Here is a 19,451-nt window from a genome sequence, read left to right on the forward strand (position 1 = left end):
GACCAACGATGCACCCGCGTGAGTCCGTCCGGTCGGTGGGCCACGACCTGGCCGCCGAACTGCGGCGCAGTCGCCCCCCGGGCCACCTCGCCGCGTCCGGCCAGGTCCAGACCTGGCACCGCACCAGCGGTCGGCTCGCCGAGGGCCGCGTCAGCGACATCAGCGTGCAGTGGGGGCAGGCCACGGCGGCGCGGTACATCACCCGTGACACCTTCTTGCACCGCTCCGTCTCGGGCTTCGACCCGACCGTCGCACGGCTCGCCGCCGCAGGCGGGGCCGCCGGGAGCGGCGGGACCGGCCGTCGGGCGGGCGGGCCGCCCGGGCACCGTCCCGCCTGGACCGCGCCCGGCGCGGCGATCACCGCCCTGCGCGAACTCGAACAGGCCGCCCGCGACGTCGACCCCGCGGTCGCCCAGGTCGTCATCGACTTCGAACTCGCCGAACAGGACAACTGCCTGGTCGACGCGCGGGGCGACCTCCACGACGAGACCCGGCTGCTCAGCTACCTCACCGTCCGTGTCATCGCGCGCAAGGGCGGCCGCGTCGCCACCGGCTTCTACACCCCCGGTGTCAGCGGCCCGCTCTCCGGCATCGACATGCGCGCCGCCGGGGCCGAGGTCGCCCGCCGCGCCGTCACGGGCCTGGCGGCCCGGCCCGCCCCGGTGGGCCGGCTCCCCGTGGTCGTCGCGGGCGGCCGCGGCATGGTCCTGCTCCACGAGGCCTGCTGCCATCCGCTGGAGGGCGACGAGGTGCTGCGCGGCTCCGTCTACGCCGGGCAGCTCGGCCGGACGATCGCCTCCCCGCTGGTGACCCTGAGGGACGATCCGACCGTCCCGGGTGCCGTCGGTTCGTACGGCTTCGACGACGAGGGGGTGCGCGCGACCCCCACCACCCTGATCGAGAACGGCGTCCTGACCGGCTGGCTCACCGACCAGGAGTCCGCGGCCCGGCTCGGCCTCGACAGCAGCGGCAACGGCCGCTGCACCACGGCCCTCCAGCCGCCGCAGCCGCGGATGACCAACACCCGCCTCGCCGCCGGGACCTCCTCCGTCGACGAGATCATCGCCTCCACCGAGTACGGCATCTACGCCGAGCACGTCGGCGGCGGCGAGGTCATCGAATCCACCGGCGAGTTCACCTTCCGGGTGACCAACGGTCATCTGATCGAGAACGGGCGGGTCACCGACCCCATCGAGGAGACCACCATCACGGGAACAGGGACACAGGTGCTGAGGGACATCGACGCCGTCGCCGACGACAGCACGGTGGGCGCGGCCAAGTGCGGCAAGTTCGGCCAGTGGGTGACGGTCGGGGTGGTCGGCCCGACCCTCCGGGTCGGCTCGCTGCTGGTGGGAGGGACGGGCCGATGAGCACCACCCCCCAGAACCACACGTCCCAGAACCACACCGCCCAGGAGTACGCGGAGTTCCCCGGCGCCGAGGCGGGGTACGGGGCGAGTGACGTCCTCCTCGCCGAGGCGGCCCGGCGCGGCGCCGACGCCGAGGTGTGGACCGCCTGGCACGAGACGGAGGAACTCGTCTGCCGCGCCGGGGCGGTCGAGCGCCGCAGCGAGGTCTCCTCCGGGGCCACCGCGCTGACCGTGTGGGCCGACGGCGCCGAGGGCTACGCCGTCCGCAACGTCCCGGGTGCCACCGACCCCGACCTGGTGACCACCGCCCTCGACATCGGCCGCGTCCTCGGCACCGGGGCCCCGTCCCCGGGCACGGCGTCCCCGCCCCCGGTCCCGGCCCTGGCCTCGGCCGCCGAGCCCGACCTGGACCGTGCCTCCGACGCGGACCGTGCTTCCGACGCGGACCGTGCTTCCGACGCGGACCGTGCCTCCGACCTGGACCGTGCTTCCGACGCGGACCGTGCCCCCCACACCCCTGCCGCGGCCCCCCTGCCGCGGATCGGGGACGACGCCACCGCGCGGCTGCGCGCGCTCGCCGAGGGGACCGCGGACCTGGAGATCGAGCTGCGCGTCCGCGCCGACCGCACCCGGGTCCGGCTGCACCGCGCGGGCACCGCCCCGGCCTCGTACGACACCGGCGTCGCGCAGCTCTTCGCCCGGGTCACCGCCCGCGGCGAGGGCACCGGCTACATCGGCCACCAGCTCTTCGGACGCACCCTGGAAGAGGTGCTCGCCGACGCCGAGCGCACCGCACTGCCCGGACTCGTCGCCCTCGCCCGGGTCCTGGCCTCCCGGCCGGTCACCGCCCTGGACCACGACGACCTGCTCGTCGACGGCCGGGTGGTCTCCCGGCTGCTCACCCTCGTCGCCCCCGCGTTCCTGCTCGACTCCGTCCTCGAAGGCCGCTCACCCCTGAAGGACCGCGTGGGCGCGCGCGTCGCGTCCCCCGGCGTCACCCTCCGCGACGACCCCACGGCCACCGGCTCCCCGCTCCCCACCCCCTGGGACGGCGAGGGGACCCCCACCGGCCCCACCGTGCTCGTCGAGGACGGCGTCCTGCGCGGCTTCCTCTCCTCCCGCCGTACGGCCGCCGAGGCGGGGGCGCCCGCCACCGGCTCCGCGCAGCGGGGCCCCAACGGGGAGATGCCGACCGTCCACCCCGGCCATCTGCTGCTGAGCCATGCCGACGATCTCGGCACCGAGGTGCGCCCCGACCGCACCGTGCTCCATGTGGTGCAGGCCAACGGGGCCCATACCTCCAACCCGATCACCGGGGACTTCTCCATCGGCGCCAACGCCGTGCTCGTCAGCCCGGACGGCACCCGCCGCAACGCGGGCAACATCACTCTCGCCGGCAATGTCTTCGACCTGCTGCGCTCCATCGACGGACACGACGGCCGGGTCCAGGTGAACCGCAGCAACAACTCCTTCGTCGCCGCCCCCGGCCTGTGGACCCGCTGCCTCACCGTCGGCCACCAGGACGGCGCATGAGCCTTCTGCGGAACGCCGAGTTCCGGCTGTTCTGGGGCGCGCAGACGGTCAGCATGGTCGGCACCAACATGACCCGGGTCGCCATCCCGCTCCTCGCCGCGAGCACCCTGGCCGCGACCCCGTTCCAGATGGGGCTGCTCCAGGCCGCGCAGACGGTGGCCTTCCTCCTCGTGGGCCTGCCCGCGGGCGTCCTCGTCGACCGGTCCCGGCGCCGCCCGATCCTCATCGTCTGCGATCTGCTGCGGGCGCTGCTGATGGCGGCGATCGTCGTCGGCTTCCTGCTGGACGTGGTCACGTTCCCCGTTCTGCTCGGGGTGACCCTTCTGGTCGGCCTGGCCACCGCGTTCTTCGAGATCGCCTACCAGTCGTACATCCCCTTCGTCGTCGGACGGGAGAACCTGGTCGAGGGCAATGCCCGGCTGGAGAGCACCAACGCGGTGTCCCGGCTGGCCGGACCCACCCTCGGCGGCGGTCTGGTCCAGCTCGCGGGAGCCGTCGCCACCGTCTCCGTGCAGGCCGCGAGCCATGTGGTCTCCGCGCTCCTGCTCTCCCGTATCCGCACCCCGGAGGCGGTACCGGAGCGCACGGAGCGGCGCCGGATGGGCGCCGAGATCCGCGAGGGACTCCAGTACGTCCTGCGCGAACCGGTCTTCCGGGCCATCACCGGCTCCGCCGCCACCTACAACTTCTTCTACGCGGTGTCCCTGCCCCTGGTGATGCTGCTGCTCGTGGACGAGATGGGGCTCTCCGGTACCGCCGTCGGCCTCCTCATGGCGGTCAGCGGCGTCGGCGGGGTGCTCGGCGCCGCCTTCGCCGGGCGGCTGGCCCGCCGGTTCGGACAGGTACGCGCGATGTGGGCCTCGTACCTGCTGACCGTGCCCACCGCCCTGCTCATCCCGTTCGCCGACAGCGGCTGGCGGAGCCTGCTGTTCGCGGTGCCCTGGTTCGCCATGAGCTTCGGCATCGTCGTCTACAACGTCGGTCAGGTCAGCATCCGGCAGCAGCTGTGCCCGCCGGAACTGCTCGGCCGGATGAACGCCAGCGTCCGCTTCCTGGTCTGGGGGATCCTTCCGCTCGGCTCGCTGGCCGGCGGAGCCCTGGGGGAGTGGATCGGGGTCCGCGGCGCCCTCCTCATCGGTGGCGCGGGCATGAGCGCGGGCGTCCTGTGGCTGGTGCTCTCCCGGCTGCGGCCGCTGCGTGACCTCCCCGACCCCGACGAGCCCGCGTCCGCGTCCCCGGCCGCGGCCCCTGCGTGACCTCCCCGACCCCGACGAGCCCGCGTCCGCGTCCCCGTCGGCGGACGGCGCTCCGCCGCGTACCTGAGACGTACCCCGCCCTCCCAGAGCAACTGAAATGGAGTACCCGTGTCCCGCCGCTACGTAGTGTTCATCGAATCCCCCTGGACCGGCGCCGGGCAGGACTGCGCCCGCTTCCTGCTGGAGCAGGGCATCACGCCGATCATCCTGGCCGCCGACCCCGCGCACCTGCACCCCTCGCTGCTCCACGACTACGCCGCGCTCGGCGTGGAGATCCGCGCCTGTGACGTCGACTCCGCCGACGCGATCCTGGCCTTCTGCGAGGAACTCGCCACCACGGGCGAGCTCGTGGGCGTCACCTCCGTCTACGAGTACTACTGCGACATGGGCGCCCGGGTCGCGGCCCGGCTCGGCCTGGCGGGTCCCGACCCGGACGCCGTCGCCATCTGCCGCTCCAAGTCGGCGATGCGCGAGGCGATGGCGGGCGTGCCGGGACTCAACCCGCTGTTCCGGGTGGCCGCGTCGCCCGAGGAGGCCGTCGCCGCCGCCGGGGAGATCGGCTACCCCGTCGTCGTCAAGCCGCTCGACCTCACCGGCAGTCTGTTCGTCCGCCGCTGTGAGGACGCGCGGGACGTCACCGCCATCACCGCGGAGGTCATGCGGCTCGGTGAGTACCTCGGCCACCAGGTCACCCCGAAGGTGATCGTCGAGGAGTGCGTCCCGGGCGCCGAGTACTCCGCGGAGATCGTGCACGGCAAGGTCCTCGGCCTCACCGAGAAGATCGGCAGCGAGCCGCCGCTCTTCCTGGAGATGGGCCATGTCTTCCCGGCCGAGCTGCCGGGGGAGCGGGAGCGGCTGCTCATCGAGAAGGCCGAACTCGCCGTCAAGGCCGTCGGCATCACCTGGGGCCCGTCCCACGTCGAGCTCAAGCTCACCGCCGACGGCAAGGACGCCCGGGTCATCGAGGTCAACGGCCGTATCGCCGGGGACCGCATCCCGGAGGCCGTCCGCATCGCCAGCGGCGTCGACATGTGCCGTCTCCATATGACCGCGCTCCTCGGCGGCGCCCCGGACCTCACGCTCACCACCGACCGCACCGCCGCGATCCACTTCCTGATGCTCCGCTCCAGCGGCCATCTCGACGCCATCGACGGGGTGGAGGAGGCCCTCGCCATCGACGGGGTCCACGAGGTGCACCTGCGCCCCGGCGTCCAGGCCGGCATCGACTACCGGGCCAACGGCTCGAACCGTGACCGAGCCGCCTGGATCATCGCCGAGGGCGCCGACCGGGAGCAGGCCCTGGCCCGCGCCCACACGGCCGGTGACACGCTCCGCTTCACCTGGTCGCCGCTGGCCGAGACGCCCCCGGAGGCATAGCCCGTGTCCCGCCCGGCCCCCGAGGCCACCCCCGCCCCGGCCCGTACCGTCCCCGTACGCTTTCTGGCCGCGGTGGACCCCGCGGCGGACGGTACGGCCGGTGAGCCGGCCCCCGACACCTTCGAGGCGCCGCTGACCTGGAGTCAGCGGTACTACCTCGCCGAGGTCGACGCGGCCCGGGCGCACGGGCGCGGACTCAACATCCCCCGGCTGTACCGGCTGCGCCCGGGGACGTCCGAGACCGGTACCGCCGACGCGCTGCGTGAGCTGGTCGAACGGTACGAGGTGCTGCGCAGCCGGGTGGTGCGCGGCGAGGCGGGCGGCGCGCACCAGCGGGTGCACCGGCGCGGCGCCCTGCACCTCGCCGTCCACGAGGTGCCCGCGGGCACCGCCGGTGAGCGGGCGCGAACCGTTCTCGACGCGCTCACCGCCCCGCCCCTGGATGTGACGGAGTGCTGGCCCCTGCGCGCGGCGCTCGTCACCGAGGAGGGTCGCGCGCGCTACCTCGCCCTGGCGTTCAGCCATGTCGCCGTCGACGCGTACGCGCTCGTACCGGTCTCCGCGCACCTGGTCGGGCGGATCGCCGAGGCCGACCCGGTGGCCCGCTCCGCGCCCGCCCCGGACGGTCCCGCGCGCGGGCCGCGGGAGCAGGCGGCCGCGGAGGAGTCCCCGGCGGGCGAGCGGGCCGTCCAGCGCGCCCTGCGCCTGGCCGAACACGCCTACCGCCATATGCCCCCCGCCCCGGGACCTGCCCCGGAAGCCGCCCCGGAACCCGCTCCGGGACCCGCTCCGGAACCCGCTCCGGGACCCGCGGCAGGCTTCCAGGCCGCCGCGGCGGCCACCGGCGCGTCGGCGAGGTCCACGGCCCCGGCGCCCGCGGAGCCGCGGTACCGCTTCCTCCGGTACCGTTCGCCCGCCCTGGACCTCGCCGTCGGTGCCGTCGCCGCCCGTACCGGGCAGTCCCCGGCCGCCGTCCTCACCGCCGCGATGGTGGCGCTCGACGCCGTCAGGACCGGTCCCGTGCCCGACGACGACGGCACGGGCCTCACCCGGTACGGGTCGGTCCAGCTGATCTCGGCGAACCGGCTGCGGCCGGGGACCGCCGCGGCCGTCCTGCCGTTGTCCCAGCCGGTCCCCTGCTGCGTGGACACCGCCGGTGCCGACTTCCACGAACTGGTACGCCGCACCGCCGTGGCCTCGCTGCGCGCCTTCCGCGCCGGCGGCGCCCCGCCCGGTCGGCTGGCCGCCCTGCTCCGGACCGTGGCGGAGGAACGGGGCGTACGCGTCGACGCCACCCCGACCCTCAACTACCGGCCGCGCTCGACCGCCCTGCCCGTCCGCCCGACGACCGCGGCGGAGCTCGCGGCCGCCGCGGACCGGGCCCGGGCGGAGTGGACCGACGCCGACCCGTGGCGGGCGAGTCACTACCTCAGCGCCGACGTGGACGCCGATGGCATCCGGCTGCTCCTCCAGGCCGACACCGCCGTCCACCCCCCGGAGTGGGCCGAGCGGTGGACGACCGCCCTCGAACGGCTGCTGTGCGCGGCCGCGCTCGACCCGCACTGCCCGGCGCTGCCCGCCCCGGGCGCCTTCCCCACAGGCTGAGAACCCCTCGTACGCGACAGATTTGGGAGCACGAACCATGGCAGACGATCAGCAGCGCACGGTCCTCCTCGTCGGCGCCGGGGTGATGGCCGAGGGCTATCTGCGCGCGGCCCAGGCACGCGGGCTGCGGGTGGGTGTCGTGGAGACCCCCGTCCGGTACGCCGCGCTCGTGGACCGATTCCCCTGCCTGGTGGACTTCGAGCCCGTCGACGAGGCCGCCGCGGGCCGGGACGAGAGCTGGCTGGCGCCCGCGATGACCCTGGCGGCCCGGCTGGACCCGGACGCCGTCTGGGGCTTCGCCGAGCCGCACGTGCTGGCCACGGCGATGGTCCAGCACCGGCTGGGACTGCCCGGGCCCGGCCTGGACGCGGCGACCGTCTCCCGCAACAAGGCCCTCCAGCGGGCGGAGTTCGGCCGCACCGGCCTGCCCCAGCCCGCCCACCGTCACACCCGGCGGCTGTCGGAGGCCACCGACTGGGCCCTGGGGCGGCTGCCCGTCGTGGTCAAGCCGGTCTCCTCACAGGGCAGCCAGGGCGTGGAGCGGATCGGCACCCCCGACGCCTGGGCCGACGCGGTCGCCCGCCGGGATACCGAGGGGCCGCTGCTGGTCGAGGAGTACATCGAGGGCCAGGAGTACAGCGTGGAGGCCCTGGTGCACCGCGGCCGGGTCCTGTTCACCAACCTGACCCGCAAGGAGACCACCGGTCCGCCGCACTTCGTGGAGCTGCTCCACGAGGCGGGCTACGGGGCGGGCCGGCCCGTGCTGCGGAAGGCGGCGGACGAGCTGTGCCGCGGTGTGGTCGCGGCGCTCGGGATGGTGACCGGCATCGCCCACCTGGAGTTCCGGGCGGTCTCCGACGATGAGCTGGTGATCATGGAGGTGGCGGTGCGCACCCCGGGCGACCACATCATGGAACTCGTCGGCCGGGCGCACGGGTTCGACGCCTTCGCGGCCTGTCTGCTCCTCGCCCTGGACGAGGAGCCGTCCGTGCCGGACGGTCACGGCGTGGTGCGCTCCGCGGGCAGTCTCTTCCTCTCGTCGCCCGGGACGGGGACGCTGGCCGCCCTGGACCTGTCCGCCTGGGCGGACAGGTCGCCCGAGGTGGTCCGGCACGACGCCAGGCTGGCCGCGGGCGCGCGGGTGCGTCCCGCCGAGAACTCGGGGGACCGGCTGGCCTGGGCGGTCCTGGACTGTGCCACCCCGGACCGGATGCGGGCGCTGGCCCGGGAGCTGGTCGCCGTGGCCGTCGTGGAGCTCACCGAGGCGGCGGAGCCCGTCACCGGCGCCTGAGTCCGGCGATCCGGCGACGGGCGATCCGCGGATCGGGCGACGCGCCCCGCCGTCCGGGGCCGAAGGGCCCACCACTGAAGATCATGTGAAGGAGCATCATGTCCGAACAGCGCGTGCTGGTCGTCGGCGGGCGGATCGAGAACGTCCGCAAGGCGAAGGAGCAGGGCCTGGGCGTCGTCTACCTCCAGCAGCCCGGCCAGTTCACCCCCGAGCACGCCTCCCTGGTGGACGCGGCCCTGCTGGTGGACTACACCGACTGGTCGGTGACCGAGCCCCTCGTGGTCGCCGCGCACCGCGCGTACGGCTTCACGAGCGTGGTGACCACGACGGAGGCGGGCGTGGAGCCCGCGGGCCGGATCAGTGACCTGCTCGGTCTGGGGGGTGTCTCCTACGAGGTGGCCCATCTGCTGCGGGACAAGCTGAGCATGCGCCGCCACCTGGCCGCCACGGCCCCGTCGGTCTCGGTCGCGGCCGAGGAGGCCGGTGACCGGGAGAGCCTGACGGCCTTCGGCGCGCGCCACGGGTACCCGTTCATCGTCAAGCCGGTCGACGGCATCGGCAGCCTGGGGCTCCGGCTCGTCGAGTCGGCGGACCAGGTGGACGAGGTGTGGGAGGCGATCACGCGGCTGCGCCACTCGGACCACCAGTTCGCCCGCTTCTTCCCGCTGGACCGCTTCCTCATGGAGGAGTACATCTCCGGGCCGGAGCTCAGCGTGGAGGCGTTCACCTTCGAGGGCCGCCATGTGGTGGTGGCCGTCACGGAGAAGCTGACCTACGACAACTTCGTGGAGCTGGGTCATGTGGTGCCGGCCCGGATCGCCGCGGCGGACGAGGCGGCGGTGGTGGCGTGTGTGACGACCTTCCTGGACGCGATCGGGGTGGTGAGCGGTCCCAGCCACACGGAGGTGCGGCTGTCGGAACGAGGGCCGCGCGTGATCGAGTCCCACAACCGGCCGGGCGGCGACCGGATCCGGGACCTGGTGGAGGAGGCGTACGGCTTCGATATCGAGCGGTACACGGTGGCCTGGCCCGGTGGCGGGCTGCCTGCCCTGGACGAGCGGCCGGCCCCGCTACGGGCGGCGGCGACCCGCTTCCTGGGTGCCGAGCCGGGCACGGTGACGGCGGTCGAGGGGGTCGCGGCGGCCAGGGGCCTGGACGGGGTGGTGGAGGTGGACCTGTCGGTGGAGCCGGGGAGCGTGGTCCGGCCCATGCGGTCGAGCTGGGACCGCCTGGGCCAGGTGATCGCGGTGGCCCAGGACGCCGACGCGGCGGTGGCGCTGTGCGAGAAGGCCTGCGCGGCGATCCGGGTCACCACGGAGCCCGGGGCTACGGATCCGGCCGAGTGACGGCCGGATCGGTAGCCCCGGGGAACGGCGTGGAGGACTCCATGGACGGCATGGACGGCATCGGCGGCGGGGACGGCTGGGACGGCTTGGACGGTTTCGCATACGAGGAGATAACCAGCGAGGAAGAACTGCGGGAACTGGTCGGCCCGGTGAATCCCGTGGTCTTCCAGAAGGCGAGCCCGGTGCTGCGCGTCCATGAATCCGAATGGATTCAGAATTCGCCGTTCTGTCTGATAGCGACCGCTGCCGCGGACGGGACCTGCGATGTCTCCCCGCGCGGAGATCCACCGGGGTTCGTGCGGATTCTCGATGAGCGCACCCTCGCGGTGCCCGACCGGCCGGGCAATCGCCGGCTGGACACCTGGCGCAACGTGTTGCAGAACCCACAGGTAGGAATGGTCTTCCTGATTCCGGGGCGGGGCGACACACTCCGCGTCAACGGGCGAGCCCGTCTGGTGCGTTCGGCCTCCTTCTTCGACGAGATGGTGGTGCGGGGCCACCGTCCTGCCCTTGCCCTCTTGGTCAGGGTGGAGGAGACGTACTTCCACTGCGCCAAGTCGTTCATGCGGGCGAAGCTCTGGGACCCGGGATCCTGGAATCCGGAAGCAGTCGCCTCCCGGGCGCGGATCGCCCGTGCCACCGAATGGACCGAAGCGTCCCTTGAATCCCTGGAGCGCCGCTACGGCCCCGAGTACGAGCGGCACCTCTATCCGGAATCCGGCTGAGGGGCACCCGCCCGGTCCCTCGGGGCCGGGCGGGTATCCACGAGAGGGCGCTGTCCTGGTGGAGATCTGGTGATGCTTCTGTGTACGAATCGTAAATTGCCATCTCTGTCAAGACTTGCCAGACGATCGCCGGGCTGGTTACGTTTGAGCCAGCCCTGACGCGGGTGGTCGTTTAGGTTCAGCAGAGGATTCCCATGAAGAAGACCGTAGTTGCCCGAATAGTCGCCCTCGCTTTCTTCGCGCTCCTGTTCCCGGGTGTGGTTTCGGTCGGCTCGGGGGAGGGTGTTTCTGTGGGGGGAATGCGCGCCGTCGCCATGCCTGTCACTAACGTGATCGATTGGCCGTAACTTCCGGTTTGCCTTTCGGCTATTCAGCGGACGGCTAGATCGGGGTCTTGGTTGCCAGCGTCGGTCAATCTTTGCCACAATGTGACGAGGGGGGCTACAGCAGCCCCCTCGATGCTTGGTGCGGGGCATCGGACGAATCCCTCGAAGACGGTGGTCGCATGCTCGAGCAACCTGGCTTTGGACGGCGCCTGCGCCAGCTGAGGCTGCAGCAGGGCAGGACCCAGGCGGAGCTGACCGGACCCGGTATGTCCGCCGCGTACCTCTCACGGCTGGAGTCGGGTGCCCGGGTCCCCACCCAGCGCGCCGTCGACTACCTCGCCGAACGCCTCGGCGTTCCCCTGGAGACGTTCGCCGAGCGTACGGAGGACGAACTCGCGGACGTGGTCGCCACCCTGGCGTCCCGGCCGGACAGCGAGCGGGACGCGGAGATGCGCGACTTCCTGGCCGAGATGCTCGACCGGGCCAAGGACGCCGCCCCCTCGACCCGCTGGCAGGCGCTCGCCCTGCTCGCCCAGCTGCACGCCCTGCTCGGTGAGTTCGCCGAGGAGTTCGAGGTTCTCGGCGAACTGAGCGCGCTCAGCGAGGAGCTGGAACGCCCCGCACTCCAGGTGTACACGAAACAGCGGGTGGCCCGGTGTGCCCGCAACCGCGGCGACATGGAGCTGGCCCGGCGCACGGTCTGCGAGGCCCTGCAGCTGGGCGAGCGCCACCGCGTCCGGCTGCCCACCGCCGATCTGCTCCGCAGCCGGCTGCTCATGGTCTCCGCGGAGGCCGAGGTCGGCAATGTCGCCGAGGCGATGCGGCTGAGCCTCGACGTCCTGTCCGCGCTGCCGTCCGAGCGCGGGACCCTGGCCGCCGAGGCGTACTGGACGGCGGCGACGGTGAGCACCCGCCAGGGCAACGACGAGGGTGCGCGCCAGTACCTGGCCAGGGCGATCGACTCCCTGGACAGCCGGGAGGACATCACCCTCTGGATGCGCCTGCGGCTCGGCGCGGCCTCGCTCTGCCTCCAGGGCCTGCCGCCGCGGCTGGACGAGGCGGAGGGGCTGCTGTCGGCCGTCGAACCGGTCCTGGACTTCGCCGGACCGCCGCGCCACCGCCAGGAGTTCCTCTTCCTCCGGGCCCAGCTGGCCTTCCAGCTCGGTGACGCGGCCCGCGCCGCCGAGCTCGTGGCGGCGGCCGAGCCGGGACTCCAGCTCTTCACGTACCGCGACCGGATCCGCTTCCGGGTCCTGCAGGAGAAGCTCTCCGCCCGCCCCGGCGACATGGGCGCGGTGACCCGGCTGAAGGAACTGGCCGCCGAGGTGCAGGGCACCCGGATGCCCGAGCTCGCCGCCGAGGTGTGGCGAGCGGTGGCCGAGTGCGCGGAGGGCGCGGCGAAGCCCGGTACGCCGTAGGCCGTGCGGCTCGCGGCGGCCGACCGGGACGGGTGTTCCCCCGGAGGGGCCGCCGTATCAGCGGAATGCGGTCCTCGGGCGGCCGGGGAGCGGTGCTCGGCCGCCTCCGCCCCGCCTGGTCGGTGCCGCTGGTGAGGCACCCCGCAGAGATCAGCGGCCCGGTTGGTGATCACCAGCCGGGCCGCTGGCTCGCGTACGGCGGTGACGCGCGGCGGCGGTCGCTGATCGTGGGCCGTCGGGCGGCGGATCAGGGCAGGGGCTTGATGAAGCAGCGGCTGGACTCGTAGGCGCGGTAGTAGCCGAATTTCCGGGGGGCGGGGGCGTAGCCGCAGGAGGTGTAGAGGGCGATGGCCTCGGGCTGCTGGTCGCCGGTCTCCAGGACCATGCGCAGGCGGCCCGCGGTGCGGGCGTCCTCCTCCAACAGGGTGAGGAGGCGGCGGGCGAGCCCGCGGCCCCGGTGGGAGGGGATGACATACATGCGCTTGAGCTCGGCGTCGCCGCTCTGGTAGCCCTCGTCGCCGCTGCCGTCATGGGAGCGCCAGCCGCCCGTGGCGACCGGCTGGCCCTCCTCGTCGTACGCCACCAGGTAGAGGCCGTGCGGCGGGGCGAACATCGACGGGTCCAGCGGGGTGGCGTCGCCGTCGTCATCGCCGTAGCGGTCGGTGTACTCCAGCTGGACGGCTGCGTCGAGGGCGACCGCGTCGGGGTGGTCATAAGGGAGGGCCTGTATACGCATGCGGTGAATCGTACTGCTATGCGAGTTCTGTGTTCGGGGGGCGGCCTGGGTAAGGTGCCGGGATGTTCACCGTCACCAGCGTCAATGTCAATGGTCTGCGCGCCGCCGCGAAGAAGGGCTTCGTGGAGTGGCTCGCCGCGACCGACGCCGATGTGGTCTGTCTCCAGGAGGTACGGGCGGAGCCCGGGCAGCTCCCCGAGGCGGCCGGTGCGCCCGAGGGCTGGTATGTGACGCACGCGCCCGCGCTGGCCAAGGGGCGCGCGGGTGTCTCCCTGTACACCCGGCGTGAGCCCGACGCGGTGCGGATCGGGTTCGGGTCGGCGGAGTTCGACGGCGGCGGGCGCTATGTGGAGGCCGATCTCCCCGGGGTCACCGTCGCCAGCCTCTATCTGCCCTCCGGCGAGGTGGGCACCGAGCGCCAGGACGAGAAGTACCGCTTCATGGCGGAGTTCCTGCCGTATCTGCGCGAGCTGAGGAAGCGCGCCGCCGAGGAGGGCCGGGAGGTCGTCGTCTGCGGCGACTGGAACATCGCCCACCAGGAGGCCGACCTCAAGAACTGGCGCGGCAACAGGAAGAACTCCGGGTTCCTGCCGGAGGAGCGCGCCTGGCTCTCCGAGGTCTTCGAGGAGTACGAGGACGTCATCCGGGCGCTCCACCCGGAGCAGGAGGGGCCCTACAGCTGGTGGTCCTACCGGGGGCGGGCCTTCGACAACGACACCGGGTGGCGGATCGACCTCCAGGTGGCGAGCGCCGGGCTGGCGGAGCGTGCCGTCAAGGGGTACGTGGAGCGGGCGGCGACGCATGAGGAGCGGTGGAGCGATCACGCGCCGGTGACGGTGGTGTACGACCTCTGACGGTGGTCTGCGACCTCTGACGGTGGTCTGCGACCTCTGACAGTGGTACACGACCTCTGCCGGTGGTCTGCGACCTCTGAAGGGGAGCCCCGGGGCCGGTCAGGACTCGCGCAGACGGCGGTCCAGGGCCATGGAGAGTTCCGCCTCCACCACGTTCTTGGCCAGGGGGCGCAGCCGGTCCAGATCGGCGTCGGGGGTGTGTTTCCGGACCATCTCCACGAACAGGTCCGCCAGGGCGTCCGCGTGGGCGCGGACGCGGCGGCCGGACTCCAGGACCGCGGCGAGGGGGATGCCCTCGCGGACCAGGGCGGCCGAGACGTCCAGCAGACGGCGGCTCATATGGACGATCTCGTCCCCGTCGGTGGCCAGATAGCCCAGCTCCAGCGCGGTGGCCAGATTCTCCGGGGTGACCTCGCCGTCGAAGCGGTCGGCGAGTTCCTCGGGGGTGAGGCGGACGGGGGTCTCCTCGGTCGGTTCGCCCAGGCCCAGCACCTCCCCGACATCGCGCCCGCTCTCGAAGGCGGTCGCCAGGTCCGCGATCCCGTTGAGGGTGTGCCCGCGTTCCAGCAGGGCGGCGATGGTGCGCAGCCGGGCCAGGTGGTGGTCGTCGTACCAGGCGATGCGGCCCTCGCGGCGCGGGGGCGGGAGGAGTCCGCGCTCGCGGTAGAAGCGCAGGGTCCGGACGGTGATGCCCGCGAGCTCGGCCAGCTCCCCCATCCGGTACTCACGTTCTCCTGCCACACGTGAAGCCTAGTTGTCTTTCTGGAAGGCAAGTTGGCGGGTCCTGCCCCTACCGCTCGGTATGTTCGCTGTCCTACTCTCCCAACTGTGCCAGTGATTGCTGGCGCGATTCGGTGTGGTGAGCGGGAGGGCGGCCATGGACCGGCGAGAACGCGAACACGTAAGGGTGGCGGTGATCGGCTCGGGCTTCGGCGGTCTCGGCGCGGCCGTCCGGCTCCGCCGAGAGGGCATAACCGACTTCGTCGTCCTGGAGCGGGCCGGCTCCGTGGGCGGCACCTGGCGGGACAACAGCTATCCCGGATGCGCCTGTGACGTCCCGTCACACCTGTACTCCTTCTCCTTCGCGCCCAACCCCGACTGGCCCCGCACCTTCTCCGGGCAGCGGCATATCCGCGCCTATCTGGAGCATGTCGCCGACACCTTCCGGCTCCGTCCCCATCTCCGCTTCCACCACGAGGTGCGGATGATGACCTGGGACAACGACGAACTGCGCTGGACCATCGAGACCAGCGCGGGCACCCTCACCGCCGATGTCGTCATCTCCGCGACCGGACCGCTCTCCGAGCCCAGGATCCCCGATGTGCCCGGTCTCAAGGGTCACGGCGGTCACAGTGGTCGCGGCGATCACAGCGGTCGCGGCGGGCTTGACGGCTTCCCGGGCGAGGTCTTCCACACCGCCCGCTGGAACCACGAACACGATCTGCGCGGCAAGCGTGTGGCCATGATCGGTACGGGTGCCTCCGCCATACAGATCGTCCCCCAGCTCCAGCCGGCCGTCGGTCAGCTCACCCTCTTCCAGCGGACACCGCCCTGGGTGATGCCCCGCATGGACCGCCGGATCACCGCCGCCGAACGCTGGCTCCACCGCGCCCTGCCGATCAGCCAGACCGCCCGCCGGGGTCTGCTCTGGGGCATCCGTGAACTCCAGGTCTCCGCCTTCACCAAGCGGCCGGGCGAGCTGGCGCTGATCGAGGGAGTGGCCAAGGCCAACCTCGCCCGTTCGATCAAGGACCCCGCGCTGCGGGCCGCGCTGACCCCCTCGTACCGCATCGGCTGCAAGCGGATCCTGCTCTCCAGCGACTACTATCCGGCAATCGCCCAGCCCAATGTGGAGGTGATCACCTCCGGGCTCGCCGAGGTGCGCGGCTCCACCCTGGTCGCCGCCGACGGGCGGGAGTGCGAGGCGGATGTGATCGTCTTCGGTACGGGGTTCCACGTCACCGAGCTGCCGATCGCCGAGCGGGTCGTCGGGGCGGACGGGATCACCCTCGCCGAGAGCTGGAAGGACGGAATGCGTTCACTGCGCGGCGCCACCGCCGCTGGCTTCCCCAACTGGATGTCGATCATCGGCCCCAACACCGGGCTCGGGAACTCCTCCATGATCCTGATGATCGAATCCCAGCTGAACTACATGGCCGACTATCTGCGCCAGCTCACCGTGCTCGGCGGCCGGACCGCCCTGGTACCGCGCGAGGAGGCCGTGACGGAATGGAACCGCGGACTCCAGGAGCGGATGCGGCGGACGGTCTGGAACACCGGCGGCTGCACCAGCTGGTACCTGGACGCCGCCGGGCGCAACACCACCGTCTGGCCGGGGACGACCGGTGAGTTCCGTCGTGTGACGCGGGCGGTGGATCTCGCGGAGTACGACGTCGTACGGGCGTCCGCGAGGGAGCCGGAGGAGGCCGGGTCCGGTGTCGGCGGGCGCCGTACGGCGGGACCGGCCGGGGGCCGGGGGGCCGGGTCGGCCGCCGGGTCCGTGACGGGGGTGGCCGCGCCGTCGGCGACCGGGACGGTCCGCTGAACGAGTGGACTGGATCCCCGGGTACGTCCCCCGATCGGTTCCCCCGATCGGTCCCCCGCTTCCCTGATGAGCCCCCCCGATCGGTTCCCCTGAACGAGTCAGCGGGATCCGCGCGGTCCACACAGTCGATCGCGGTCCACACAGTCGATGAAGGGTATGGAGATCACCGTATGCACCGGGTGAGTCTGGACGGTCAGGTCGCCGTGGTCACCGGCGCGGCGCGCGGGGTGGGTGAGGCGCTCGCCCGCAAGCTCTCCGCGCGCGGCGCCCGGGTCGCCCTGGTCGGCCTGGAGCCGGAGGAGCTGAAGCGGGTCTCCTCCCGCCTCTACACCGACAGTGACTGGTGGGAGGCCGATGTCACCGACCACGAGGCCATGACCGGGGTCGCGGACCAGGTCAAGGAGCGCTTCGGCAAGGTCGACATCGTCGTCGCCAACGCCGGGGTCGCGGCGGGCGGGCCCTTCCAGGACGTCGACCCCGCCGCCTGGCGCCGGGTGATCGAGGTGAACCTGATCGGCAGCGCGATCACCGGCCAGGCCTTCCTCCCGGTGCTGATGGCGAGCCGGGGGTACTTCCTCCAGATCGCCTCCCTGGCCGCGCTCACCCCCGCGCCGATGATGACCGCCTACTGCGCCTCCAAGGCGGGTGTCGAGGCGTTCGCGCACAGCCTGCGGGCCGAGGTCGGCCACCGGGGCGTACGGGTCGGCGTCGCCTATCTCTCCTGGACCGACACCGACATGGTGCGTGGCGCCGACCGCGACGACGTCATGCGCGAGCTGCGTCAGCGGCTGCCCTGGCCGTCCAACCGCACCTATCCCCTCGGGCCCGCCGTCGACCGTCTGGTCACGGGCATCGAGCGGCGCTCCGCGCATGTGTACGGACAGCGCTGGCTGCGCGGCATACAGCCCGTACGCGGGTATCTGCCGTCGCTCGTCGCGCTCGTCGGGCAGCGGGAGGTACGGCGGGTCTCGCCCCGGCTCGCCGAGGTCGACACGGGTCTCGTCGGCGCGGGCGGGGCGGCGGACGAGGCGGCCAGGGCCCGCCGCGGCTGATCGACGTGCGGCTCCTGGGGCCGCGTGCCAGGCTGGGCGGTGCCCGGGAGGGTGCCGGGCACCGACCAGCGGTGGCTCCATTCGTCGTGGGTGGGGGCGCCCGCACCACGCACGAGGAGTGAGTCTCATGGGCATCAGGGACCAGTTCCAGGAGAAGGCACGCCAGCTGGAGGAACGCGCCCAGCGGGCCAAGGAGACCCCCGAGACCCCTGAGACCTCCTCGCGCTCCTCGGCTCCGACGCCGGAGAAACCGGCCAGGTCCGCGCGCGCCGCGGGCGGTTCCGCGAAGGGGGCGCGGTCGGCCAAGGCGGGTGCCCAGCGCTCCGCGAAGCCCAAACCGCCCAAGGCCAGTGAGGTCAGCAAGGGCACGCGCGAGGCGATGCAGGCGGCCGAGGACAAGTACAACCAGGACTACCAGCTGTGACGGTCCGGCCACAGCCCCAGGCCGGACGCGACCTAGGAACGCGGGGGTGAGGTGACAGCGGAGGGGACGGGCGCCGCCGCTCCGTCGTCCCCGCCGGTCACCGGCTCTGCGCTGACCGCCACGGCGGTGGGCGCCGGGGCGGGCAGGGTCGGCACGGTCGGTGCGGCCGCGCGGGCCCGCGAACGGCGTGCTGTACGCAGCGCGTCCCAGGCCAGCATGGACAGCGCCAGCCACACCAGGGCGAACCCGGCCCAGCGCTCGGCGGGCATCTCCTCGCGGAAGTAGATCACTCCGAGCAGGAACTGGAAGACCGGCGCCAGATACTGGAGCAGCCCCAGTGTCGACAGGGGCACCCGTATCGCCGCCGCCCCGAAGGCCACCAGCGGCACCGCGGTGACCAGGCCCGTCACGGCGAGCAGGGAGGCATGGCCCAGCCCCTCCGTACCGAAGGTGGACTCGCCGCGGGCGCCCAGCCAGATCAGATAGCCCAGCGCGGGGAGGAAGAGGACGGCGGTCTCGGCGGCCAGGGACTCCAGACCGCCGATGTTGACCTTCTTCTTCACCAGCCCGTAGGTGGCGAACGAGAAGGCCAGGGTCAGGGCGATCCACGGTGGCTGGCCGTAGCCGATGGCCAGGACGAGCACGGCGGCGCAACCGGTGGCCACCGCCGCCCACTGGGCCGGGCGGAGCCGCTCCTTCAGGACCAGGACGCCGATGGCGATGGTGACCAGGGGATTGATGAAGTAGCCGAGGGACGCCTCGACCACCCGGTCGTTGTTGACGGACCAGATGTAGACGCCCCAGTTCACGGTGATGACGGTGGCGGCGATGGTGATCAGCCCGAGTCTTCGGGGGTCGTGGAGCAGGTCACGTATCCAGGCGCCGCGCCGCAGGACCAGCAGCGCGGCGCCGACGACCACCAGGGACCACGTCATCCGGTGGGCCAGGATCTCCGTCGCGGAGGCGGGTTCGAGCAGAGGCCAGAAGAGGGGCACGATGCCCCACATGCCGTAGGCGGCGATTCCGTATAGCAGCCCTGTCCGCTGCTCGTTCTCCGGCTTCACTGGCCCTCCCGTTCCACACGACCGCACCTGACCGAAAGGTACGCGTCGGCGAGGCGGCGCGTCATGTGTGTATCGGAATACGGTCATGACCATGGGAGGGGTGGGGCGGCCCGGCCCTCCGGATGGACAAGGGGGTACCGGGCGGTTCGGAAACGCCACGGGGGCGCCCCCTCCATGGTGGAGAGGGCGCCCCCGAGCGGACGGTATGGGCGGGGCCGCGGTGCGGCCCTGTCCGCCTGTGCGCCGGGCCGTCGCCCCGGCGCACAGGTCACGCCGACCGTGGGCGGTGGCCCGGGGTCCGGCGCGCCTCAGCTCCGGGCCCGCCGGGCCGTGCGGCGGCCTGGCTGACGTCGCCGCTTCGTCCGGGTCGGTCAGTTGAGCACGCCCTAACCCACCACGGTCCAGGTGTCGTTGCCCGCCAGCAGTGTGGCCAGATCGCCCTTGCCGTTCTGTTCGATGGCGGTGTCGAGTTGGTCGGCCATCTGGGTGTCGTAGACGGGGCGTTGGATGTTGCGGAGGATGCCGATGGG

16 protein-coding genes and 1 pseudogene are annotated in these 19,451 nt (G+C 72.7%); 13 read left to right on the forward strand and 4 right to left on the reverse strand.

The window, feature by feature from the left end; genetic code table 11:
• Positions 1-8 precede the first annotated feature (8 nt).
• The 9 genes from ACFVIM_RS11845 to ACFVIM_RS11885 all read left to right on the forward strand — a co-directional run bounded on the left by ACFVIM_RS11845 (position 9) and on the right by ACFVIM_RS11885 (position 12,246).
• Positions 9-1,370 (forward strand): TldD/PmbA family protein, encoded by a 1,362-nt coding sequence (locus tag ACFVIM_RS11845; protein ID WP_384300540.1) that lies wholly within the window; start codon positions 9-11, stop codon positions 1,368-1,370.
• Positions 1,367-2,902, forward strand: coding sequence for a metallopeptidase TldD-related protein (locus tag ACFVIM_RS11850; protein ID WP_384300541.1), 1,536 nt, complete (start codon positions 1,367-1,369; stop codon positions 2,900-2,902). Before ACFVIM_RS11845 ends, ACFVIM_RS11850 begins: the two co-directional genes overlap by 4 nt.
• Positions 2,899-4,158 (forward strand): MFS transporter, encoded by a 1,260-nt coding sequence (locus ACFVIM_RS11855; RefSeq protein WP_384300542.1) that lies wholly within the window; start codon positions 2,899-2,901, stop codon positions 4,156-4,158. Before ACFVIM_RS11850 ends, ACFVIM_RS11855 begins: the two co-directional genes overlap by 4 nt.
• A gap of 108 nt (positions 4,159-4,266) precedes the next feature.
• The gene (locus ACFVIM_RS11860) at positions 4,267-5,535 is read left to right on the forward strand and encodes an ATP-grasp domain-containing protein (protein WP_384300543.1); all 1,269 of its coding nucleotides are present in this window, start codon (positions 4,267-4,269) and stop codon (positions 5,533-5,535) included.
• 3 nt (positions 5,536-5,538) lie between these two features.
• Positions 5,539-7,140 carry a condensation domain-containing protein gene (locus ACFVIM_RS11865; protein WP_384300544.1) on the forward strand — a complete coding sequence of 534 codons (1,602 nt, stop codon included), beginning with the start codon at positions 5,539-5,541 and terminating at the stop codon, positions 7,138-7,140.
• 37 nt (positions 7,141-7,177) lie between these two features.
• Positions 7,178-8,431, forward strand: coding sequence for an ATP-grasp domain-containing protein (locus ACFVIM_RS11870; protein WP_384300545.1), 1,254 nt, complete (start codon positions 7,178-7,180; stop codon positions 8,429-8,431).
• A gap of 98 nt (positions 8,432-8,529) precedes the next feature.
• Positions 8,530-9,777 (forward strand): ATP-grasp domain-containing protein, encoded by a 1,248-nt coding sequence (locus ACFVIM_RS11875; RefSeq protein ID WP_384300546.1) that lies wholly within the window; start codon positions 8,530-8,532, stop codon positions 9,775-9,777.
• A 41-nt stretch (positions 9,778-9,818) separates the two neighbouring features.
• On the forward strand, positions 9,819-10,502 hold the full coding sequence (locus tag ACFVIM_RS11880; protein ID WP_384300547.1) for a pyridoxamine 5'-phosphate oxidase family protein: 684 nt from the start codon (positions 9,819-9,821) through the stop codon (positions 10,500-10,502).
• A 505-nt stretch (positions 10,503-11,007) separates the two neighbouring features.
• Entirely contained in the window at positions 11,008-12,246 is a 1,239-nt protein-coding gene (locus ACFVIM_RS11885) for a helix-turn-helix domain-containing protein (RefSeq protein WP_384300548.1), read from the forward strand.
• A gap of 247 nt (positions 12,247-12,493) precedes the next feature.
• Here ACFVIM_RS11885 and ACFVIM_RS11890 read toward each other — a convergent pair whose 3' ends face one another.
• Positions 12,494-12,982 carry a GNAT family N-acetyltransferase gene (locus tag ACFVIM_RS11890; RefSeq protein WP_384300549.1) on the reverse strand — a complete coding sequence of 163 codons (489 nt, stop codon included), beginning with the start codon at positions 12,980-12,982 and terminating at the stop codon, positions 12,494-12,496.
• A gap of 62 nt (positions 12,983-13,044) precedes the next feature.
• On the opposite strand from ACFVIM_RS11890, the gene ACFVIM_RS11895 reads away from it, so the two are divergent.
• Positions 13,045-13,836 (forward strand): exodeoxyribonuclease III, encoded by a 792-nt coding sequence (locus tag ACFVIM_RS11895; protein WP_384300550.1) that lies wholly within the window; start codon positions 13,045-13,047, stop codon positions 13,834-13,836.
• Between the two features lie 99 nt (positions 13,837-13,935).
• On the opposite strand, the gene ACFVIM_RS11900 is transcribed toward ACFVIM_RS11895, so the two are convergent.
• Positions 13,936-14,577: a MerR family transcriptional regulator gene (locus tag ACFVIM_RS11900; protein ID WP_384300551.1), complete on the reverse strand. Its 642-nt coding sequence runs from the start codon at positions 14,575-14,577 to the stop codon at positions 13,936-13,938.
• A 136-nt stretch (positions 14,578-14,713) separates the two neighbouring features.
• Here ACFVIM_RS11900 and ACFVIM_RS11905 point away from each other — a divergent pair, with 136 nt between their 5' ends.
• From ACFVIM_RS11905 to ACFVIM_RS11915, 3 genes are all read left to right on the forward strand, one after another.
• Positions 14,714-16,381: a flavin-containing monooxygenase gene (locus tag ACFVIM_RS11905; RefSeq protein ID WP_384300552.1), complete on the forward strand. Its 1,668-nt coding sequence runs from the start codon at positions 14,714-14,716 to the stop codon at positions 16,379-16,381.
• Between the two features lie 170 nt (positions 16,382-16,551).
• A complete protein-coding gene (locus ACFVIM_RS11910; protein WP_384300553.1) occupies positions 16,552-17,433 on the forward strand; it encodes an SDR family oxidoreductase in 882 nt (293 codons plus the stop codon).
• A gap of 127 nt (positions 17,434-17,560) precedes the next feature.
• Positions 17,561-17,857 (forward strand): hypothetical protein, encoded by a 297-nt coding sequence (locus ACFVIM_RS11915; RefSeq protein ID WP_384300554.1) that lies wholly within the window; start codon positions 17,561-17,563, stop codon positions 17,855-17,857.
• A 32-nt stretch (positions 17,858-17,889) separates the two neighbouring features.
• Here ACFVIM_RS11915 and rarD read toward each other — a convergent pair whose 3' ends face one another.
• Together rarD and ACFVIM_RS11925 are read right to left on the reverse strand one after the other, a co-directional pair.
• Complete coding sequence (rarD, locus tag ACFVIM_RS11920; protein WP_384300555.1) at positions 17,890-18,921, reverse strand: EamA family transporter RarD; 1,032 nt, start codon at positions 18,919-18,921, stop codon at positions 17,890-17,892.
• 386 nt (positions 18,922-19,307) lie between these two features.
• Positions 19,308-19,451, reverse strand: a pseudogene (locus ACFVIM_RS11925) (2-oxoacid:ferredoxin oxidoreductase subunit beta); the annotation flags it as partial.

Source organism: Streptomyces sp. NPDC057638 (assembly GCF_042800315.1).
GTDB lineage: Bacteria > Actinomycetota > Actinomycetes > Streptomycetales > Streptomycetaceae > Streptomyces.

What these genes read in the sequence shown, in the direction of transcription:
- ACFVIM_RS11845 (WP_384300540.1), top strand. Translation starts at nt 9, where the DNA reads ATGCACCCGCGTGAGTCCGTCCGGTCGGTGGGCCACGACCTGGCCGCC.
- ACFVIM_RS11850 (WP_384300541.1), top strand. Translation starts at nt 1,367, where the DNA reads ATGAGCACCACCCCCCAGAACCACACGTCCCAGAACCACACCGCCCAG.
- ACFVIM_RS11855 (WP_384300542.1), top strand. Translation starts at nt 2,899, where the DNA reads ATGAGCCTTCTGCGGAACGCCGAGTTCCGGCTGTTCTGGGGCGCGCAG.
- ACFVIM_RS11870 (WP_384300545.1), top strand. Translation starts at nt 7,178, where the DNA reads ATGGCAGACGATCAGCAGCGCACGGTCCTCCTCGTCGGCGCCGGGGTG.
- ACFVIM_RS11875 (WP_384300546.1), top strand. Translation starts at nt 8,530, where the DNA reads ATGTCCGAACAGCGCGTGCTGGTCGTCGGCGGGCGGATCGAGAACGTC.
- ACFVIM_RS11880 (WP_384300547.1), top strand. Translation starts at nt 9,819, where the DNA reads ATGGACGGCATGGACGGCATCGGCGGCGGGGACGGCTGGGACGGCTTG.
- ACFVIM_RS11885 (WP_384300548.1), top strand. Translation starts at nt 11,008, where the DNA reads ATGCTCGAGCAACCTGGCTTTGGACGGCGCCTGCGCCAGCTGAGGCTG.
- ACFVIM_RS11890 (WP_384300549.1), bottom strand. Translation starts at nt 12,982, where the DNA reads ATGCGTATACAGGCCCTCCCTTATGACCACCCCGACGCGGTCGCCCTC.
- ACFVIM_RS11895 (WP_384300550.1), top strand. Translation starts at nt 13,045, where the DNA reads ATGTTCACCGTCACCAGCGTCAATGTCAATGGTCTGCGCGCCGCCGCG.
- ACFVIM_RS11905 (WP_384300552.1), top strand. Translation starts at nt 14,714, where the DNA reads ATGGACCGGCGAGAACGCGAACACGTAAGGGTGGCGGTGATCGGCTCG.
- ACFVIM_RS11910 (WP_384300553.1), top strand. Translation starts at nt 16,552, where the DNA reads ATGCACCGGGTGAGTCTGGACGGTCAGGTCGCCGTGGTCACCGGCGCG.
- ACFVIM_RS11915 (WP_384300554.1), top strand. Translation starts at nt 17,561, where the DNA reads ATGGGCATCAGGGACCAGTTCCAGGAGAAGGCACGCCAGCTGGAGGAA.